Source organism: Leucobacter komagatae (assembly GCF_000834055.1).
In the GTDB taxonomy this organism is placed as follows: domain Bacteria; phylum Actinomycetota; class Actinomycetes; order Actinomycetales; family Microbacteriaceae; genus Leucobacter; species Leucobacter komagatae_A.
Genome location: NZ_JXSQ01000038.1, coordinates 1 through 19,739, shown reverse-complemented (window position 1 = coordinate 19,739; position 19,739 = coordinate 1). Strand labels below are relative to the sequence as shown.

Annotated in this window: 20 protein-coding genes; 5 read left to right on the top strand and 15 right to left on the bottom strand. The window is 66.5% G+C overall.

The window, feature by feature from the left end; all coding sequences use genetic code 11:
- From SD72_RS15565 to SD72_RS15530, 8 genes are all read right to left on the bottom strand, one after another.
- Window positions 1-1,209 (bottom strand): MmgE/PrpD family protein (locus SD72_RS15565; RefSeq protein ID WP_042545387.1); only part of this gene is annotated, 1,209 nt, incomplete at its 3' end.
- Complete coding sequence (locus SD72_RS15560) at window positions 1,206-1,913, bottom strand: GntR family transcriptional regulator (protein ID WP_084767276.1); 708 nt, start codon at window positions 1,911-1,913, stop codon at window positions 1,206-1,208. The genes SD72_RS15560 and SD72_RS15565, both read right to left, overlap by 4 nt.
- Before the next feature lie 106 nt (window positions 1,914-2,019).
- The gene (locus tag SD72_RS15555) at window positions 2,020-2,949 is read right to left on the bottom strand and encodes an ABC transporter substrate-binding protein (protein ID WP_042545386.1); all 930 of its coding nucleotides are present in this window, start codon (window positions 2,947-2,949) and stop codon (window positions 2,020-2,022) included.
- Window positions 2,950-2,962: 13 nt separating this feature from the next.
- A complete protein-coding gene (locus SD72_RS15550) occupies window positions 2,963-3,715 on the bottom strand; it encodes an ABC transporter permease (protein WP_084767277.1) in 753 nt (250 codons plus the stop codon).
- Window positions 3,712-4,320: an ABC transporter permease gene (locus tag SD72_RS15545; protein WP_232299825.1), complete on the bottom strand. Its 609-nt coding sequence runs from the start codon at window positions 4,318-4,320 to the stop codon at window positions 3,712-3,714. Before SD72_RS15545 ends, SD72_RS15550 begins: the two co-directional genes overlap by 4 nt.
- Window positions 4,321-4,346: 26 nt before the next feature.
- On the bottom strand, window positions 4,347-5,174 hold the full coding sequence (locus SD72_RS15540; RefSeq protein WP_042545384.1) for an ABC transporter ATP-binding protein: 828 nt from the start codon (window positions 5,172-5,174) through the stop codon (window positions 4,347-4,349).
- Window positions 5,175-5,444: 270 nt separating this feature from the next.
- Complete coding sequence (locus SD72_RS15535) at window positions 5,445-6,206, bottom strand: SDR family NAD(P)-dependent oxidoreductase (protein ID WP_042545383.1); 762 nt, start codon at window positions 6,204-6,206, stop codon at window positions 5,445-5,447.
- 132 nt (window positions 6,207-6,338) lie between these two features.
- A complete protein-coding gene (locus SD72_RS15530) occupies window positions 6,339-8,066 on the bottom strand; it encodes an L-lactate permease (protein ID WP_042545382.1) in 1,728 nt (575 codons plus the stop codon).
- 289 nt (window positions 8,067-8,355) lie between these two features.
- On the opposite strand from SD72_RS15530, the gene SD72_RS15525 reads away from it, so the two are divergent.
- Complete coding sequence (locus tag SD72_RS15525) at window positions 8,356-9,768, top strand: FAD-binding oxidoreductase (protein ID WP_042545381.1); 1,413 nt, start codon at window positions 8,356-8,358, stop codon at window positions 9,766-9,768.
- A gap of 73 nt (window positions 9,769-9,841) precedes the next feature.
- Here SD72_RS15525 and SD72_RS15520 read toward each other — a convergent pair whose 3' ends face one another.
- The 3 genes from SD72_RS15520 to SD72_RS15510 form a co-directional block, all read right to left on the bottom strand.
- Complete coding sequence (locus tag SD72_RS15520) at window positions 9,842-11,179, bottom strand: dihydrolipoamide acetyltransferase family protein (protein ID WP_042545380.1); 1,338 nt, start codon at window positions 11,177-11,179, stop codon at window positions 9,842-9,844.
- Between the two features lie 76 nt (window positions 11,180-11,255).
- A complete protein-coding gene (locus SD72_RS15515) occupies window positions 11,256-12,254 on the bottom strand; it encodes an alpha-ketoacid dehydrogenase subunit beta (protein WP_042545379.1) in 999 nt (332 codons plus the stop codon).
- Window positions 12,251-13,438, bottom strand: a complete 1,188-nt coding sequence (locus SD72_RS15510) for a thiamine pyrophosphate-dependent enzyme (RefSeq protein WP_042545378.1) — start codon at window positions 13,436-13,438, stop codon at window positions 12,251-12,253. The genes SD72_RS15515 and SD72_RS15510 overlap by 4 nt, the downstream gene beginning before the upstream one ends.
- A 94-nt stretch (window positions 13,439-13,532) precedes the next feature.
- Here SD72_RS15510 and SD72_RS15505 point away from each other — a divergent pair, with 94 nt between their 5' ends.
- Window positions 13,533-13,943, top strand: coding sequence for a phage holin family protein (locus tag SD72_RS15505; RefSeq protein WP_042545377.1), 411 nt, complete (start codon window positions 13,533-13,535; stop codon window positions 13,941-13,943).
- 38 nt (window positions 13,944-13,981) lie between these two features.
- Here the strand turns inward: SD72_RS15505 and SD72_RS15500 are convergent, their stop codons facing one another.
- A complete protein-coding gene (locus SD72_RS15500) occupies window positions 13,982-14,305 on the bottom strand; it encodes an AbrB/MazE/SpoVT family DNA-binding domain-containing protein (RefSeq protein WP_052492758.1) in 324 nt (107 codons plus the stop codon).
- A gap of 77 nt (window positions 14,306-14,382) precedes the next feature.
- Between SD72_RS15500 and SD72_RS15495 the strand changes: the two genes are divergently transcribed.
- The 3 genes from SD72_RS15495 (at window position 14,383) to SD72_RS15485 (ending at window position 17,513) form a co-directional block, all read left to right on the top strand.
- Window positions 14,383-14,979, top strand: a complete 597-nt coding sequence (locus SD72_RS15495; protein WP_157000636.1) for a hypothetical protein — start codon at window positions 14,383-14,385, stop codon at window positions 14,977-14,979.
- A 263-nt stretch (window positions 14,980-15,242) separates the two neighbouring features.
- Complete coding sequence (purB, locus tag SD72_RS15490) at window positions 15,243-16,622, top strand: adenylosuccinate lyase (protein WP_042545375.1); 1,380 nt, start codon at window positions 15,243-15,245, stop codon at window positions 16,620-16,622.
- A gap of 45 nt (window positions 16,623-16,667) precedes the next feature.
- Window positions 16,668-17,513 (top strand): siderophore-interacting protein, encoded by an 846-nt coding sequence (locus SD72_RS15485; protein ID WP_042545374.1) that lies wholly within the window; start codon window positions 16,668-16,670, stop codon window positions 17,511-17,513.
- Between the two features lie 51 nt (window positions 17,514-17,564).
- Here the strand turns inward: SD72_RS15485 and SD72_RS15480 are convergent, their stop codons facing one another.
- The 3 genes from SD72_RS15480 to dnaB form a co-directional block, all read right to left on the bottom strand.
- Complete coding sequence (locus SD72_RS15480; RefSeq protein ID WP_042545373.1) at window positions 17,565-17,852, bottom strand: hypothetical protein; 288 nt, start codon at window positions 17,850-17,852, stop codon at window positions 17,565-17,567.
- A 53-nt stretch (window positions 17,853-17,905) separates the two neighbouring features.
- Window positions 17,906-18,496, bottom strand: a complete 591-nt coding sequence (locus SD72_RS15475; RefSeq protein ID WP_042545372.1) for a DUF308 domain-containing protein — start codon at window positions 18,494-18,496, stop codon at window positions 17,906-17,908.
- 68 nt (window positions 18,497-18,564) lie between these two features.
- Window positions 18,565-19,739 (bottom strand): replicative DNA helicase (gene dnaB, locus SD72_RS15470; protein WP_042545371.1); only part of this gene is annotated, 1,175 nt, incomplete at its 5' end.

The following is a 19,739-nucleotide window of genomic DNA, read 5'->3' as shown; positions in this document are numbered from 1 at the left end:
GCGACGCGTCCACTCTGCGTCCTCTGCCGTGGTGATCTTGTTCCACAGCTCGACGGTGTCTGCGCGGCCAGCGCGCTCCGGGGTGTACGAGTCGACGTGGTGCCAGCCGCCGTCCTGCAGCGCGACCGCGAAGATGTACGGGATCGAGTGGTCGAGTGTTTCACGTGAAGCATTCGGGTCGTACTTCTGCGGGTCGTTTGCGCCGGAGCCAATGACGTAGTGGGTGTGGTGGCTCGTGTGCAGCACGACGCTCTTTACGTTCGCGACGTCGGCGAGCTCGGGGTGCTCGCCGTGCAGCTTGCGGGCGAGGTCGATCCACGCCTGCGCCTGATACTCGGCGGAGTGCTCCTTGGTGTAGCTGTCGAGGATCGCGCGCTTCGCCTCGCCCTTCGCTGGCAGCGGCACAGCGTACTTCGCGTCTGGGCCGTCGAGCATCCAGGCGATCACGCCGTCTTCGCCTTCGTAGATCGGGCTCGGGGAGGTCTGCCCGCGCATCGCGCGGTCCACTGCCTCAACGGCCATCTTGCCCGCGAACGCTGGTGCGTGTGCCTTCCAGGTCGAGATCTCGCCCTTGCGTGACTGGCGGGTCGCGGTGGTTGTGTGGAGCCCCTGCGCGACGGCCTGGTAGATCGTCTCGGTGTCGAGGCCGAGGAGGGTGCCGATGCCGGCAGCGGCCGACGGGCCGATGTGTGCGACGTGGTCGATCTTGTGCTTGTGCAGGCAGATCGCTCGCACGAGGTCCATCTGGATCTCGTAGCCGGTCGCGATCGCACGCACGAGCGCGCGGCCGTCCTTGCCGACGTGCTGCGCTACCGCGAGGATCGGCGGGATGTTGTCGCCCGGGTGCGAGTACTCGGCCGCGAGGAAGGTGTCGTGGTAGTCAAGCTCGCGCACGGCGACGCCGTTCGCCCACGCCGCCCACTCGGGGCTCGTGCGCTCGGCGTCGAGGCCGAAGATCGACGCGCCCTTGCCGCCCGTCGAGACGGGGTGCGAGAGGGCCTGCGCGCGTGAGGCGACGATCGGGCCGCGGGTGAGCGAAGCTGCCGCAACAGACGCGTTGTCGATGATGCGGTTGATGATCATGTCGAGGACGTCGCTGTCGACCTCGACCGGGTCGACTGCGACCTCCGCGATCTTCCACGCAAGCTGCTCCTCGCGCGGGAGCGTCTCTTCGCTCTTGTACACGCGAACGTTGTGAATGACGGTCATGATGTTCCTTCCGACGTCGGATCGTTGCTGAGTAAATCTGTGGGGAGCACCGGGATGGCGCCCGTGCTCGGCGCCGCGGCGACCGAGGTGAGGATCGCGGTGAGCGCATTGTGCAGGTGCACGTGGGTGGCGTGCGCGGCGAGTTCGCCGTCGCCTGCCGCAATCGCCTCGGCGATGAGCCGGTGCTCGGCGACCGATGCCTGCAGCCTGCCGCGGTTATCGCGGGCGAGGCGCCTGGCGCGCGCGAGGTGGGTGCGGATCGTGCGCAGTGAGTTCGTGAAGTACTGGTTGTTCACCGCGACATCGAGCGCCTCATCGAAGCGGGCGATGAGCTCGTAGTAGGAGTCGGCCGCCACTTCCCCGCTCTCGGGGTGCGCTGCCGCGAACGCGGTCGCGAGCTCCGCAAACACTGCGGGGTTGCCCTTCACGGCAGCGAGTCGTGCCGCGTTCTCCTCGAGTGCGCGGCGCACCTCGAACAGCGCGCGAATGTCGCCGGCTTCGAACTCCGACACGACGGTGACGCGCGGCGACAGCTGCGCGGCGAGCCCGTTCGAGATGAGCCTGCCAATTGCTTCGCGCGCTGGGGTGCGACTCACGCCGAGGCGTGTGGCCTGCTCGACCTCGCCGAGCACCGTTCCGGGGGCGAGGTCGCCGCGCTGGATCTCGTCGAGGAGCGTCGCGTATGCCCTGTCGCTCGCGCGCATGCTCCACCTCCGGCCCGAGCGACGCTTCGTCGCTCTTCCCTCAGCGTATACACTAAAGCGGCGAATTGCGAGCTAATTCGCAATTCGCCGCTTAGAGTGCATACATTCAACCCGCGAGGCCGCGCTCCTCAAGCCACGTTGCTGCGATCTTTGCCGCGGGCGACTCATCGTTCACCGACTGCGCGCCAAGCTGCTGCAGATCCTCAGCCGTGAGCGCCGCGGAGACCTTGTTGATGATCGCCGCAGCGTCGTCGTTCACACGCTCGGACACGACCGGCACGACGTGCGAGGCCAGGAAGAGTCCCTTTGGATCCTGCAGCACTACGAGGTCACCCTCGGCGAACACCGGGTCAGCAGAGTACAGATCGACCAACTGCACCTGGCCATCGCGCAGCGCCTTCACCGTGAGCGGCCCGCCGGAATCCTCAATCGGAGTGAACGAGACGTCGACACCGTAGACCTCGCTGAGGCCTGGAGGGCCGTACGGTCGTGTCTCGAGCTCGGAGTTCCCACCGAGCACGAGCCCGTCGATGCCCGCAAGGTCGCCGATCTCACTGAGATCGTGCTGCTTCGCGAAGTCGCTCGTGACGACGTACGAGTCCTGATCCGAGGCTTCGGACTGCTCAAGCACCCGCAGCCCCTCAGGCAGTTCGGCCGCGAGGGCATCGTAGACATCCTCGCTGGTGGTCGCGGTGGTGTCGGCATCGAAATACTGCAGGAGGTTGCCCGTGTACTCGGGGAAGACGTCAATCTTCCCCGCCTCGAGCTCCGGCATGTAGACCTCGCGCTGCCCAATCTGCAGCTGCCTGTCGACAGTGAAGCCGCCGGCCTCGAGCGCTTGCGCGTAGAGTTCGGCAACGATCTCGTTTGAGTAGTAGGCCTGCGAGCCGACAACGAGGGTTTCACCGTCCCCTGTTGAGGCTCCGCTGTTGTCGAGCGGGTCCGCCGATCCGCAGGCGGTGAGCAGTGTCACCCCCGCGAGCGTGAGCGCCGCGAGCGCTCCGATCCTTCGTGGTGTGCGTCGAGCTGTGTGCATCTTCGTCTCCCCGTTAGGTGGTTGCGGTGGTGGTGGGTGTGGGTGTCGGCGTTGCGGCTGCGCGCGGCACCGCTGAGTCCGCTGCGGCAGGCGTGTGCTGCGCAGCCGCCGGGGCAGTTCTTGCCGCCGTGGCTCGCTGGATCGCCGCGAGCACAATCTCGAGCACGAGGGCGAGCAGGATCACGAGGATCGCGCCACCGAGCATCTGCCCGTAGTCTCTGGTTTTCAGGCCGGTGAACAGGTACCTGCCCAGGCCGAGGTTCGCCGTGTACGCGGCAAGCGTTGCGGTCGCAATGACCTGCAGGACCGCCGCGCGGATCCCGCCAACGATGACGGGCAGCGCAAGCGGCACCTCCACCTGCCAGATCACCTGGGATGGCCGCATCCCGATGGCCTTGGCGGCCGCTGAGGTCTCCCGGGGCACCGCCTGTACACCGGAGTAGGCTCCTGCGAGCAGCGACGGGACAGCAAGCACGACAAGCGCGACGAGTGGCGCGCCCAGACCGATCCCGAACCACAGCGCGCAGATCGTCAGCACACCAAGCGTCGGCAGGGCACGCGCTGCGCCGGTAAACGCGCCGATAGCGCCAACCCCGCGTCGCGAGTGCCCGATGAGCACGCCGGCGGGTAGCGCGATGACCGCAGCGATGGCGACGGCGAGCCCTGACACCCAGAGATGCTCCCCGATGCGGGCAGGGATTCCGCTGGAGCCGAGCCAATTGCTCTGATCGGTGATCCACGCGAGCGCGTCAGCGAAGAGGTTCACGCTGCCACCCTTCGCCACGGAGCAAGCATCCTGCCGAGCAGCAGGAGCAGGCCGTCAAGCACGAGCGCGAGCACGATCGTCGCGACGACCCCGGTGAGCACTTCGGCGAAGATGCCGCGCTGGAAGCCGTCGGTGAGCAGCGTCCCAAGGCTTGAGACCCCGATGAGTGCGCCGACCGTGACGAGGCTGATGGTAGAGACGGCGACGACACGAACCCCTGCAAGCATGACGGGAAGCGCGAGTGGCAGATCCACTCGCCAGAACAGCGCGAACTTCGAGTACCCAATCGCGACCGACGAGTCGCGCACGGCAGAGTCAACCGAAGCGAACCCGTCTGCTGCGCTGCGAACGAGGAGCGCGACGCCATACAGCGTGAGCGCGATCACCATATTCGCGTTCGACCTCAGCGGAACGCCGATAATCGCCGGAATGATGATGAGCATCGGCAGCGCTGGGATCGCGTACAGCAGTGTTGACACGCTCGTGAGCGCGCCGCCGAACCTGCCGTAGCGGAACGCGAGGCGCCCGATGGGGATAGCGATGAGGATCGAAATCGCGATCGCTGGCAGGCTCAACTGCAGGTGGACCCAGACGAGTTCACACACCTGGGGCCAATTCTGCGCGAGCCAGTTCACGGCTCAATCACTCCCAGCGGCCTGCCTGCCCGGTCAAACACAATCTGCTGCCCGTCAACGGTGCGCGTGGTGAGCCTCCGCGCCTCAGCTTCGCCGCCCGATGCTTCGGTGCCGATGAAGTGCCGCACGAAGTCGTCGGCCGGGTTTGCGAGGATCTCCTCTGGCGTGCCGCGCTGCGCGACCTCACCGCCGGTGCGCAGTACGACGACCTCGTCTCCGAGCCTGAACGCCTCGTCGATGTCGTGCGTGACGAAGACGATGGTCTTGCCGAGCTCGCGTTGTAGCCTGAGCAACTCTTCCTGGAGCTCGCGGCGCACGATCGGGTCGACGGCGCCGAATGGCTCGTCCATGAGGAGAATATTCGGGTCAGGAGCGAGCGCTCGCGCCACGCCTACGCGTTGCTGCTGCCCGCCTGAGAGTTGGGCGGGGTATCGGTTTGCGAGCGCGGGGTCGAGGCCGACGCGGTCGAGCATTTCGAGCGCGAGCGAGCGCGCCTTCGCCTTCGCCATGCCGCCAAGCACCGCGACGGTCGCGACGTTGTCGAGCACGGTTCGGTGCGGGAGGAGGCCACCCTGCTGCAGCACATAGCCGATCGAGCGCCGCAGCTTCACTGGGTCGACAGCCGCGACGTCTTGCTCGTCGATGCGCACTCGCCCGGTGGTTGGCTCGACCATCCGGTTCACCATCCGCAGGAGAGTCGTCTTGCCACTGCCAGAGGAGCCGACGAATACCGTGGTGTGATGCGATGGGATCGTGAGCGAGAACTCGCCGACCGCCTGGGTACCGTCAGCGTACGTCTTCGTGACAGCGTCGAATTCGATCATCTGTCGTCACCCCCGCTCGCTGGCGAGCTCGGCTGCGCCCGCGCCCTAACTGCGCCCTAACCTAGCACCCGCCGCAGACAGAAAGGTTAGGAAAAGCCATAGAGGCCACTATGCGAGGCGCAGCCCGCGCCGCCCACGCCCGAGCAACCAACGAAGCCCGGGCGTTGCGTCAGCGCCACCCGAACTGTTGCGGCAGGCCGCACCCGGCACCGGCCAGGCAGCGATCCGTTCGCCACCTCGTTCGTGTCCCGGCGAGCCGAGCTCCCTCGACTACTTCGGGCCCATCCGCAGCGCGCCGTCCATGCGGATCGTCTCGCCGTTGAGGTAATCGTGCTCGGCAATCATCGCGACGAGCTGTGCGAACTCGTCTGGCCGCGCGAGGCGGGCGGGGAACGGAACCGAAGCGGAGAGCGAAGCGTTCACCTCTGGGCCGAGCGCCTCAAGCAGCGGCGTCGCGACGATACCCGGGGCAATCGTGTTCACGCGGATCCCGCTGCGCGCAAGATCGCGGGCGGCGGTGATGCCCATGCCAACAACGGCGCCCTTCGACGCCGCGTACGCGATCTGCCCAATCTGGCCCTCATACGCCGCGACGGACGCCGTGTTCACGATGAGGCCGCGCTGGCCCGCATCGTCGACCGGCTCCTGCTCAGCCATGATCTCAGCTGCGAGCCGCAGCACGTTGAACGTGCCTGTGACGTTGATGTTCAACGTGCGCTGGAACGATTCGAGATCGTGCACGCCCTTCGAGGAGAGAATGCGTTTCGCTGGGGCGATACCCGCGCAGTTCACAACGAGCCGCAGCGGCGCCTCGCCGGCGTTGAGCTGCAGCGCCGCGGCCACCTCGTCCTCGCTCGTCACGTCCGCAGGAACGTAGCGCACACCAGCTGGCGGCTCCCCCGCCTTCTCGATCGAGGCAGCAAGATCGAGGCCCACCACGTTCACGCCGCGCCCAGCGAGCAGGGCTGCTGTCGCAGCACCAAGGCCCGAGGCCGCTCCCGTTACTACTGCCGTTGATCCGTGTAGTTGCATCTTTGCTCCCAATCTCTCACCCCGGCCTCGCCGCGGTTGGTGCCTGTGTGTCCTTTACAGATCCTAGAGGCCGCACCTGCGTTCCGCGCAGCGCACTGCGCGCCAGCCAGCCAGCGCGACCGGTCCTGGCCGCTACGGCACCATCCACGAGAGGACGCTGGCCTGCAGCACAATGACGATGGTGAGGAAGGCGAGCAGCAGCAGGCTCCAGCCGAGCAGCTTGCGGAAGAGCGTCGGCTCAGAGCCGTGTTGATCGATCGCCGCCGCGGCCACGGCGAGGTTCTGCACGGAGAGCATCTTCCCCATCACCCCAGCAGACGAGTTGGTCGCTGCCATCAGCACGGGCGAGAGGCCTGTCTCCTGCGCCGCGGTGACTTGCAGGGCACCGAACAACGAGTTCGAGGAGGTGTCGGAGCCGGTGAGGGCAACGCCAATCCACCCGAGTACCGGAGAGAGCACAGCGAAGAAGCCGCCGGTTGCTGCAAGGGCGAGCCCAAGGCTGGCGGTCTGGCCTGACAAGTTCATCACGAAAGACAGCGCCAGCACGGTACTCACGGTGAGGATCGTCCAGCGCAACTGCTTGAGCGTTTCCCAGTAGGTGCGCGCAGCGGCCCGGAAGGACATGCGGTACACCAGGCTCGTGATGACGCCAGAAATGAGCAACAGGCTGCCAGCCGCCCTGATGTGGTCGAGCCTGAACGTCTGAGATGCCGCTGGGTTCCCATTCGCGTCGACGACGTCGAGCCCTGGCCACGCAAACGTGACGCCACCGAACTCCGTGAGCCACGGCTTTATCCCCGGGAGTTGAGCGAGCGAGAAGACCACGATGATCACCAGGTACGGCACAATCGCGAACCACACCTCGCGGGCCGGTGGCCTTGCGCTTCCCACCGCCGCAGCGGGGTCAACACCCTTCGCAGCGGCCGACGAGATGGTGCCGGTGTGTGCGGTGCGAATCGAGGCACCCTCCCCTGCGCCGCCACCGTCGGCTGGCGCGTCTGGCGCGGCCGCACCCGCATCACTCGTAACGCCGATGAGCTCCTTCGGCTGCCACACCCGAAGCATGAGGAGCACGACCAACAGTGTGGCCAGCGCAGAGATCACGTCCGTGAGCTCGACGGTGAGGTAGTTCGCGGTGACGAATTGGGCAACGCCAAACGTGCCACCGGCGACCAACGCGATTGGCCAGCTCTGCCGAAGCCCTCTTCTGCCGTCAACGATGAACACCAGTAGGAGCGGGACGACGAGGGCAACGAACGGTGTTTGCCTGCCAACCATGGACGACAGGTCGCTGAGCTCGAGACCGGTAACGCCCGAGAGCGCGATGATTGGTGACCCCATCGCCCCAAAGGCGACGGGGGCGGTATTGGCGAGCAGTGCCACGATGCCGGCTTTCAATGGCTTCAGGCCGGCAGCGATGAGCATCGCCGCCGTAATGGCAACGGGGGCGCCAAACCCGGCGAGCCCCTCAAGCAGTGCGCCAAAACAGAACGCAATGAGCACCGCGAGTATCCGCAGGTCGTCGGAGATCGAGCGGATCGTGCGACCGAGCGCCTCGAACCACGGCGTTGCCACCGTGAGCTTGTACACCCAGAGCGCATTGATCAGGATCCACAGGATCGGGAACATGCCGTAAACCGCGCCAGCGGCGGTGGCGCTGAACACCTGTCCGACCGGCATTTGCCACACGAAAATCGCGAGGATGATCGATAGGGCGACAGCAACGAGTGAGGCTTTCGCTGCTTGCACGCGAAACGCGCCGAGCAGGACGAAAAGCACGAGCAGCGGAAGGGCCGCGACGACCGCGGAGAGGGCGAGGGATCCCCACACGGGATCGGTGATCTGGACAAAGGTGCTCATCGTACTTCCTTGTCTGAGAGCGGATATGACCGTGCAGAGGCCGGAGGTCGCGCGCTGCCGTTGGACAGTTCGACACAGGGGCGTTGCGGGGCATGCGCCCACAGCGCGGCTTCCTCATCCAACGGTGACAGGGTCTCCCCGGCCAAGAGGGTGTCGCTTGTGTTGTGGCACTTTAGGTTCTCGGCACGCGTTCCGTCAAGACGGTATCCACCATGCGAAAGAGATATTCACAACATCTGCCGCTTCGTGTACGGTGCGAGTATCCACACGTCCGAGGAAGGCCCCTGCGATGACACGCAATGACGCGCACACGCTTGAAGAGCTCGAGAACAGCCTCCCTGCCGAAATTCTCGTGAGAGACCCGGCGAGCATGGAAGCCTACCGGCGAGACCGCGCTAACGACCCACACGCCGGAGTCCCACTAGTCGTGGTCCGGCCAACGACAACCGAGCAGGTGCAACGGGTCGTGCTGATCGCGGCCGCGCACGGCACACCCATCGTTCCGCGCGGTGCTGGCACCGGACTGTCCGGCGGCAGCACGGCCGTCGACCGTGCGATCGTGCTCTCTGTCGACCGAATGAACACGATCACTGTCGATCCCGTCACCCGAACGGTGGTCTCCGGCCCCGGGGCGCTGAACGCAGAGGTGAAGGCCGCAGCAGCCGAACACGGACTGTGGTACCCGCCAGACCCCTCCTCGTTCGAGATTTGCTCCATTGGCGGCAACGTCGCTACCAACGCCGGGGGCCTGTGCTGCGTGAAGTACGGAGTTACAACCGACTATGTACTCGGGATGACCGTGGTTCTCGCGGACGGCCGGGCGGTGAAGCTTGGCGGGCCGCGGCTGAAGGATGTCGCAGGGATGTCACTCACGAAACTCTTCGTCGGCAGTGAGGGCACCCTTGGCGTCATCACCGAGGTGCAGCTGCGCCTCATCCCAGCCCAGAACCCACCAACCACCCTCGTCGCGACCTTCCCGACGCTCGAGGACACCACCGCAACAGTGCTGGCCATCACGCAGCGCATGCGCCCCTCGATGCTGGAGTTCATGGATCACGCCACCATCAACGCCGTCGAAGATGCCACAAGGATGGGCTTGGACCGCGACGCGGCCGGGATGCTCATCGTGCAGTCCGACGAGTCAACGGAGGCAGCGGTTGCAGAGATCTCGCTCATCGAGAGCATCTGCAACGCGCACGGGGCCACCGAGTGCTACACGACGGATGACCCGGAGGAGGGCGAAGCATTCGTCACAGCCAGGCGAATGGCGATTCCCGCGATTGAGCGACACGGCGCCGTGTTGCTCGAAGATGTTGGGGTGCCACTCCCCCGGCTTGGCGACCTGGTGACGGGGATCGCTGAGATCGCGAGGCGCAACGACGTCACCATCGCCACCATGGCGCACGCGGGAGACGGCAACACCCACCCACTGATCGTGCACGACCCGAGCGACGCGGAGCAGCTGGCGCGAGCTCACGATGCATACGGTGAGGTCATGTCGCTCGCCATAGAACTGGGTGGCACGATAACCGGTGAGCACGGCGTAGGCAGGCTCAAACGCCCCTGGCTAGCTGATTATCTCGGGGACGATGTCCTCGAACTCAACCACCTCATCAAAAACGCCCTCGACCCGAACGGCATCTTGAACCCGGGATCAGTGCTCGCCCCCGCAGCGGAGACCAGGGAGTCGACGGCTCGCTAGCTGTGCGCGATTGGCGCGGCTCGCAGGCCGTCGCCGCCCGGTCGTGCCATCGGCACTGCCGAGCGGTGGCCGGCTAGTCGAGCAGCAGCGCCGGCTCCTCGAGCACCGATGCGACGTCGGCGACGAAGCGTGAGATCACGTCGCCGTCAACAACGCGGTGGTCGAAGGATCCGCCGACGGTCGTGACCATGCGCGGGCGCACCTCGCCATCGACAACCCACGGCTTCTGCTTGATCGTGCCCATCGCCATGATCGCGACCTCGCCAGGGTTGAGGATCGGCGTGCCGAAGTCCATGCCGAAGACGCCAATGTTCGTGAGCGTGATCGTGCCGTGCTGCATCTCGGCCGGCGTCGTGCGGCCTTCGCGCGCCGTCATCGTCAGCTGCTCGATCGCCTGCGCGAGCTCGCGGAGGCTGAGCTCCTGCGCATCCTTGATGTTCGGCACGACGAGCCCGCGCGGCGTTGCCGCAGCGATGCCGAGGTTCACGAAGTGGTGGCGGATGATCTCAGTCTCGGTGAACGTCGAGTTGATCTCGGGGTTGCGGCGGATCGCCCAGAGCATCGCCTTCGCGAAGATGAGCAGCGGCGACACCTTGATGCCCGCGAAGTCGGTCGACGTCTTCAGTCGCTGCACGAACTCCATCGTGCGAGTCGCGTCGACGTCAGTGAACACCCCAACGTGCGGCGCCTCGAACGCGCTCGTGACCATCGCCTTCGCGATCTGCTTGCGCATCCCCTTCAGCGGGATCCGCTCCTCCCGCACCGCCGGCGCCTCTGGCGTCGTGATGTTGCGGAACAGGCTCGCCTGCGAGCCGTGACGCACGACGTCGTCGCGGAGCACCTCGCCCGCGATGCCGGTTCCCGTAACCTGGGCGAGATCCACCCCGAGATCCTTCGCGAGCTTGCGGATCGGCGGCTTCGCGATGACGGGCGAAGCTGCCGCAACGGGGATAGGCGCCCCTGCGAGCAGCGGTTCTCCCCCACTGCGGCGGCGCGAGCGCACGGTGCCCGCCGCACCGTAACCGACGAGCACGGCGCCGCCGCCCTCATCGGTGGCCGAGGCGGCCGGCGCCGCGGGCGTTGGAGCAGGGTCGGAAGGCGCGGCCGCAGCAGGTGCCGGTGCCGGTGCCGCAGCCTCGGGCGCTGCCGCGGGCGGCTCCCCTGCGTCACCTGCGGCGCGAACCCGCATGATCGGCGAGCCGACAGGCACGGTCTCACCGACCTCGGCGAGCAGCTCGGTCACGACGCCGGTGAACGGCGATGGCAGCTCGACGAGCGACTTCGCGGTCTCGATCTCGCAGATGACCTGGTTGAGCGCGACCGTGTCGCCGGGCGCGACCTGCCAGGTGACGATCTCGGCCTCGGTCAGCCCCTCGCCAACATCGGGGAGGGGAAACGTCATGTCGCTCATCGAAGGCTCCTTTGGGTTGCTTCGTTCAAGTGTAGGTTTTCGCGGCGCGCTCGGCGGCCGGTGAGGCGGCTTGGCCTCAGTAGTGCATCGTGCGGTCGACCGCTTCGAGAATGCGGTCGGCGTCTGGCAAGAACATGCCTTCAACGCGCGCGGGCGGGAACGGCACGTCGTATGCGGATACCCGCAGCACCGGCGCCTGCAGCGAGTAGAACGCGTGCTCTGCGACATAGGCCGCGAGCTCACTGCCGAGACTCACGTTGCCCGAGGCCTCCTGCGCGACGACGAGGCGGCCCGTCTTGCGGACGGATTCGAGCAGCGGCTCGTAGTCGACCGGCGAGACGCTGCGCAGGTCGATGACCTCGACGCTCGTGCCCTCCTGCTGCGCGACCTCCGCGGCCTGCAGCGCCGTCGTGACCATCGCACCGAATGCGACGATCGTGCAGTCCGTTCCCACGCGGGCGACGCGGCTCGCGTGGAGCGCAGTCTCCGGGGCGGTCGGGTCGACCTCGCCCTTCACCCAGTACTTCGCCTTCGGTTCGAAGAAAAGCACGGGATCCTGCGACTGGATGGCCTGCTGCAGCATCCAATACGCATCGTTCGGCGTCGAGGGTGCGACGACGCGCAGGCCCGGGGTGTGCGCGAAGTACGCCTCGGGGCTCTCCTGGTGGTGCTCGATCGCGCCGACGTTGCCGCCGTAGGGCACGCGGATCACGATCGGCATCGGCACTTTGCCGTCGTGCCGGTTCGTGATCTTCGCGAGCTGCGTGACGATCTGGTTGAAGGCCGGGAAGATGAAGCCGTCGAACTGGATCTCGACGACGGGCCGGTAGCCGCGCATTGCGAGGCCGATCGCGCTACCGACGATGCCGGCCTCAGCGAGCGGCGTATCGAGCACGCGCGCGGTGCCGAAGTCTGCCTGCAGCTTGTCGGTCACGCGGAAGACGCCGCCGAGCGGGCCGATGTCCTCGCCCATGAGCAGGACCTTGTCGTCGGCCGCCATCGCGGTGCGGAGGCCCTCGTTGATCGCGCGGGCCATGGGCAGCACGGTGCGCTCTGCAAGCGTTGTGACGGTCATACCTGGTTCTCCTGGTCAGCCTCGAACGAGGATTCGTAGCGTTCGAGCCACACCCGCTGCTCTTCGATCCGGGGGTGCTCTTCCGAGTACACGTGTGCGAACATCGAGTCGGCGTCTGGCGGCGGCAGCTGCAGGATCTCATCGCGCACGCGCTTCGCGGCGCGATCCGCCGTCTCGGCGACCTCCGCGAAGAACGCGTCGTCGATGCCGCGCTCGCGCAGATAGGTCTCCATGCGCGCGATCGGGTCGCGCTCGCGCCACGCAGCGAGCTCGTCTGCCTCGCGGTAGCGGGTCGGGTCGTCGCTCGTGGTGTGGGCGCCAATGCGGTAGGTCAGCGCCTCGATGTAGCCGGGGCCTGCACCCTCACGGGCGAGTCGCATGAAGTGGCGGCCGACCGCGTAGGCTGCGAGCGGATCGTTGCCGTCAATCTGCACGGAGCGAATGCCGAAGCCGAGCGCGCGGCGGTAGAGCGGCGTGCGGCTCTGGCGCTCGACGGGCACCGAGATCGCCCAGCCGTTGTTCTGCACGACGAAAACCGCAGGTGTCTGGTAGCTCGCGGCGAAAATCATGGACTCGTTCGCGTCGCCCTGACTCGAGGTGCCGTCGCCGTAGAACACCATTGTCGCCTCGCCGGTCGCAATGCCAGCCTCGCCGGCGTCGAGCGTGCCGGAGGCGGCGCGGGCCTTCGCGTCGAGGAGCTGACCAAGCGCATAGCCGCCTGCGTGCTGGGTCTGTGCCGCGAGCACGAGCGTGTAGAGGTGGAAGTTGCCGTTCGCGGGATCGGTGACGTCCCAGCCGCCGTGCGTGAAGCCGCGGAACAGCTTCAGCAGCTCAACAAAATCGACGCCGCGCACCTTCGCAACCGTGTGCTCGCGGTATGCGGGAAACACGTGGTCCTGGGGCTCGGTCGCGCGGGCGAGGCCCACCTGGCAGCCCTCCTGGCCGACACTCGGCACCCACAGGGCGAGCTGCCCTTGGCGTTGCAGATGGGTCGCCTCGGTGTCGAACGCACGGGTCTCAACCATGTCGCGGTACCACTGCTGGAAATCTTCGATACTCACGCCGTCGAGCTCGGCTGCATAGTCTGCTGCGGAGGCCGAAGGAGCGTACCGGCCTTCGGCGTCGAGGAAGCGAATCGGCTCTGGATCCACCATGTTAACGGCGAGCTGCGGGGTCTGGCTCATAGTGCACAAGCTTAGTGAGCGGTCATATTCGCAAACGGATATATCGGGCTGGTGCTAGTGGGAGACGCACAGCGTTTGGTGCAAGAATTGGGCCATGCGTTCAATCATGCGAGTCCTTGTCAGCACCTTCGCGCTTTGGCTCACAACGCTCATCGTCGGCGGGTCGGGCGCGCGCGGATTCTGGATCGAACCGATTAACGACGATCCGTACTCGCCGCTCATCACGATGCTGCTGGTTGCGCTCGTGTTCGGGCTCGTGAACGGCACGCTCGGCAAGCTCGTGCGGATCGTCTCGATCCCGCTGTACATCCTGACGCTCGGCCTCTTCGGGCTGATCGTGAACGGCATCCTCATTTCGGCAATCGCGTGGCTCTCGGGTGTCGCAGGGTTCGGGCTGCACGTCGACGGCTTCTGGTGGGGCGTGCTCGGCGCGATCGTGATGTCGGTGCTCGCCAGCATCATGAACGGCCTGCTCGGCACGAACCGCAAGAAGAAGCGCGGCTAGCACTTCGCGGGCGGCAGGGCCCCGGCCTCGCGGGCAGCTCAGATCGGTTGGTGCGTGGCCCCGAGCGGGCGAACGTACCGATCAGCTGCAGGTAATCGCTCCCGCCTGCCTGAAGCACGCGCCTCCTCAAGCGCGTCTCTCACGGCCTCGTCGGTAACCGGCGGTGCCCCAGGGTCGCGTTCGCTGCGAATGACGGGGAACCCGTCGGCCAGTTCGACGATGTGCGCAGCCGGGGCGAACTCGACGATGAGCCGGCCATCGATGACGTCGATGCGCAGAGGAGTTTTCGGGGTGAGGCCCATCGCATCGCGGAGGCGCTTGGGTACCACGATTCGGCCAGCTTTATCGATGGCAGTGATCATGCCATCGCAAATACCATTGCAACTACCATTGTGGAAGAGCTGTCGTTCTGACGCGCATGCAATGGGAGAATGCTCACATGGCGGCGCAACAGACTCCCCCGGGTTGGTACACAAACCCGTATGGGCAACTCCAGTGGTGGGACGGCTACGCGTGGGGGCAACTCGCGCAGCAACCGCCGCAACCGCCACCGGGCCCGCCGGCGCCCTCGGCAGGATCGGTGGCTTCGGCACCCAATCCAGGTTCCGCGGGCTCCGCGACTTCGGCGCCCCCGGACAAGGCGCTCCCCAACGTCTCGGGGTTCGTGTGGGGCGCGCTTGGCCTCGCGGTGATCGCGTTCGTCGCCGAGCTCATCGCGCTGCTCCCCTTGTTCGGGGTCGGCTGGCAGCTCGAACTCGACGAATTCGGCAACTTGCCGAGCGGCGGCATGACCCAGGCGCTGCCAACCGTGCCGCTGTGGCTGCCAGTGATGCTCGCGGCGGGCGGCGTCGCGCTCGCGATCATTGGCCTGAGGAGGTCGGCGAAGAAGCGCGCCGGCGTGGTTGTGCTCATCGTCGTGGGCTTCGCCGCCGTTGCCCCCGTGGTCGTGCCGCCCCTACTCGTCATTCTCGGGTTCGCCCTGTATGCCTCCGTGGGCATCGGCACCGAACTCAGCGGAGGCACCCCGCTCGGGTAGTGCAGAGCTAGTTGCGCGCTCATTCGCAGCTACTGGCGCACCCTGTCTGCCGAAACCGGGGCGATCTGCGCTCACACGGCCGCCAGCGGCCCGTTGCGGGCCTGGTAGCGCCGATCCGCCCCGATTCTGCAGCCGGCGGGCCCGCCGCCCCGCACCACGCACAGCGGCGCCCGCGCGCAAACCCCGGCCGGGCAGCGAGCAACCGCGCAGCGTGAAAGAATGGGGTTGGAACGCGAACCCACCTCGACACACTGGAGACTCACATGACGAGCCTGCCCCCGCAGCCCATCAGCCCCCTCGACGGCCGCTACCGCAAGGCAGTTGAAGGGCTCGGCGACACGCTCTCCGAGGCCGGCCTGAACAAGGCTCGCGTGCACGTGGAGGTCGAGTGGCTCGCCTACCTCACCTCGCACTCGCTGCTCGGCGGCTCGCCCGTCGCCGACGCCGAGCTCGCGTCGCTGCGCGAGTGGGCCGCGAACTTCGGCCAGGCCGAGATCGATGAGCTCGCGGAGACCGAGAAGACCACCCAGCACGACGTGAAGGCCGTCGAGTACCTCGTGCGCGCCCGCCTCGAGGCGCAGGGCCTCGGCAAGTTCGCCGAGCTCACCCACGTGTGCTGCACGAGCGAGGACATCAACAACCTCTCGTACGCGCTCACCGTGAAGCAGGCTGTCGCCGACGTCTGGCGGCCGAAGTTCGTCGCCGTGATCGACGAGCTCGAGCGCCAGGCTGAGCTCTACCGCGAGCTGCCCATGATGAGCCGCACGCACGGCCAGCCAGCGACGCCGACGACACTCGGCAAGGAGCTCGCGGTCTTCGTGTTCCGGCTGCGCCGCCAGCTCCGCCAGATCGACGCCGTCGAGTACCTCGGCAAGTTCTCTGGCGCGACCGGCACCTTCGCCGCGCACCTCGCAGCTGACCCCGCCGCCGACTGGGCGACGATCTCGCGCGAGTTCGTTGAGGGTCTCGGGCTCAGCTGGAACCCGCTCACCACCCAGATCGAATCGCACGACTGGCAGGCCGAGCTGTACACCCGCATCGCGCACGCGAACCGGATCCTGCACAACCTCGCCACCGACATCTGGAGCTACATCTCCATCGGCTACTTCCGCCAGACGCCGGTTGCCGGCGCCACGGGCTCCTCGACAATGCCGCACAAGGTCAACCCGATCCGCTTCGAGAACGCCGAGGCAAACCTTGAGCTCTCGAACGCGCTCCTCGACTCGCTCGCGGCGACGCTCGTGACGAGCCGCTGGCAGCGCGACCTCACCGACTCGTCGGCGCAGCGCAACATCGGCGTCGCTCTCGGCCACTCTGTGCTCGCCCTCGACAACACGCTCAAGGGCCTCGGCCAGATCGACGCGGCGCCAGACGTACTCGCAGCCGATCTCGACGGCAACTGGGAGGTGCTCGGCGAGGCGATCCAGACGGTGATCCGCGCGGAGGTCACCGCCGGCCGCTCGACCATCAGCGACCCGTACGCTGCGCTCAAGGAACTCACCCGCGGCCGCCGCATCGGCCAGGCCGAGCTCATCGAGTTCGTACAGGGACTCGAGATCGGTGACGAGGCGAAGCAGCGTCTGCTCCAGCTCACGCCGGCAACCTACATCGGCACCGCACCGGAGCTTCTCACCTACCTGTGAGCCGCGGGGTTGCCCGGCTCGGGCCGCTACGCCAGGCTTGAGGCTATGAGTCAGGGCACCCACTTTCAGCGCGAACGCACGATGTACCGCTTCACCGCACGAGAGGTGACGGTTACCGCCGTCTCGCATCCGGTAGAAACGTTCGCGCGCGTGACGCTCGGCGGGCCCGATCTGCACGACTTCGTGTCGACCGGGCCCGGCGATCACGCCAAGATCTTCTTCCCGCACCCGTTTACTGGCGAGCTCGTCGCACCGACAGCGGCCGGCCCCGGTGAGGACGGCATCAACCGGCCTGACGGCCAAACCTTCGCGCGTGACTTCACCCCGCTCAACGTGCGAGACGAGAGCGAAGGGCGCGTCTTCGACGTCGACTTCTTCCTCCACGACGACCCGGGCCCCGCCTCAGCGTGGGCTGCGCAGGCCGCCGTTGGGGACCGGGTCGTTGTCGTCGGCCCGCGCGGCTCGCAGAGCGCCCCGACGGGAGTCGGCGCGCTACTGTGCCTCGTCGATCCGACGGCGCTGCCTGCGACGGTGCGCCTCATCAACGAGCTGCCGCTCGTCACCGACATCGAGGTGGTCGCCGACGTCGACTACGATGCGCTCGACTGGGTAGAGGCTTACCTGCGCGAGGGCACGGGCCGCGATGTGCTCGTGCGCGAGCCGCTCGGCGGTCTCGACCAGGCGCTGCTCGACAGCGAAGTGAGCCCGGGAACCTTCGTGTTCGCCGCGGGAGACGCGAACCGACTGATTCCGCTGCGCAGGGTCATCCGCGACGAGCTCGGACTCCCCCGCGAGCAGTACCAAATCAGCGGCTACTGGCGCAGCGGCGAGGCGAACTTCGACCATCACGGCCCAATCGATCCGGCCGACCCGGAGTCAATCGAGGACTAGCCGCCCGGCGAACGCCCGTCGCGTTTCCTGCGCAGCGCAGCCGGGAGGCTGCTAGTGCCAGTCGCCGCCCTGCGGCTTGTTGAGGTCCTTGCGCGCAGCAACGTCTTCATCGCTCGGCTTGCCGCCGAGGCCGAGCAGCGCAACAAACACGAGCGACACGATGAACGCGATTGCCATGAAGATCAGCATGAGCACGAACGAGCGTGAGCCCATGAGCACGATGAGGCCGGCAAACACCGCGAGCACGCCGGAGAAGCCAATCAGCTCCAGTGGCTTCAATCGTTCACGCCGCGAGGGGGTGATCGGTTCCTGTGGCGTCTGGTCAGAGGGGTGAGTCATCGTTCGCTTTCTACGGTTCGGCTGTGAGAGTTCGTCGGTGCAGATGCGGCCGCTTAGGCGTTAACTGCCGTTCCCTGAGCAACGTCTTCTGACGCTGTGGCTCGGCGAGTATCAAACGCGGCGATGCCGAGGAATACCCCGGCGATTACGGCGTACGCCCCGAAGAAGCCGATGACCGCTACGAGGTCGCCACGGGACAGCAACACCGTGAGCGCAAGCAGCAGCCCCGCTGCTCCGACGAGCGTGGAGTCCTGTCGACTGCCGGGAAGAATGGTGGATCCGAGGAACTCAAGCAGCGCAGAGGCGAGCGCCCAGGCGGCGATGACGACGACGAACGCGAGCTCGTTGCCGAGGATCACGAGCAAGGTCGCTGCGAGGAGCGAGAGCAGCCCGAGCGCGGTCGCTATGGGGATGCCGCTGCGCCCCCTGCGGAAGACTGCCTCTACGAGGTGCACCACCCCGATGACGCCGAGGGCTGCCGCCACGACAGAAAGGTCGAACCCCAACTGCTCATGGAACGTCGCCGTAAACGTGATGACGAGTCCGACGATGAACAACACGGCACTGCGGAGCACACGCGTCCAGCGTGGCGGGAGAAGCGACGGGTCGACTGCTCGTTTCGTGACACCTGCGGTCTGTGACATCGTGTTCCCTTCTCTGCCCCGAGGATCTTATCTCTTCTCGCTGCGAAACAGCGGGGCGAGCGGACTCGCTACATGCCCTGCGGCATGTCTTGGAAGCGGGAGTAGTGCCCCTGGAAGGCCACGGTGACCGTGCCCGTTGGGCCGTTACGCTGTTTCGCGAGGATGAAGTCTGCCTCACCCGCGCGCGGGTGATCCCTGTCGCTCGCGGCCTCGCGGTGCAGCAGGATGACCATATCCGCGTCTTGCTCGAGCGAGCCAGACTCACGCAGGTCGCTAATCGCTGGCATCTTGTCGGCTCGCTGCTCGGAGGCACGGTTCAGCTGCGAGAGGGCGATTACCGGAACATCGAGCTCTTTCGAGAGCAGCTTCAGCGCACGAGAGAACTCACTGACCTCCTGCTGGCGGCTCTCAACACGCTTGCCGCTCGACAGGAGCTGCAGGTAGTCAATAACGACCATTTTGAGGCCGTGCTGCTGCTTCAGCCGGCGGCACTTCGCGCGGATCTCCACGAGTGTGAGGTTCGGGCTGTCGTCGATGTACAGCGGCGACTCGGCGATGCGCGCCTGTGTCGCCGCGAGCTTTTGGAAGTCACGGCTGTCGAGCGCACCCTTGCGCAGCGTCTGCATGGGAATCGAGGCCTCAGCGGCGAGCAGACGCATCGCGATCTCCGCGCGCCCCATCTCGAGCGAGAAGAAGACCGTTGGCGCCTGCGCGTGCACCGAGGCGTAGCGTGCAACGTCCATCGCGAGGGTTGATTTACCCATAGCCGGTCGTGCGGCGATGATGATCATCTGACCACCGGCAAAGCCGTTCGTCATCGCGTCAAGTTCGCTGAACCCTGTCGGGACACCGAGCATGCCTTCTGGCATGGAGTTTGCGCGGTGGATCTCTTCGATTGCCGCATCGACCGCGAGCGACAGCGGAACGTAATCCTCACTCTGTGCTTCGCCGGTGACACCGTAAATTTCGGACTGCGCCGTGTTCACAAGGTCGAGCGCTTCGCCCTCGCCGGCGTAACCCATCTGAACGATGCGCGTGCCTGCTTCGACGAGGCGTCGCAGCAGGGCCTTCTCACCGACGATGTCTGCGTAGAAGCCGGCGTTCGCGGCCGTCGGCACGATGCTGGTGAGCGTGTGGAGATACTCCGCTCCGCCGGCGCGCTGGAGGTCACCCGTCTTCGACAGTGCGTCGGTGACGGTGATCACATCGGTCGGCTCGCCCTGCGAGTACAGCGAAAGCACGG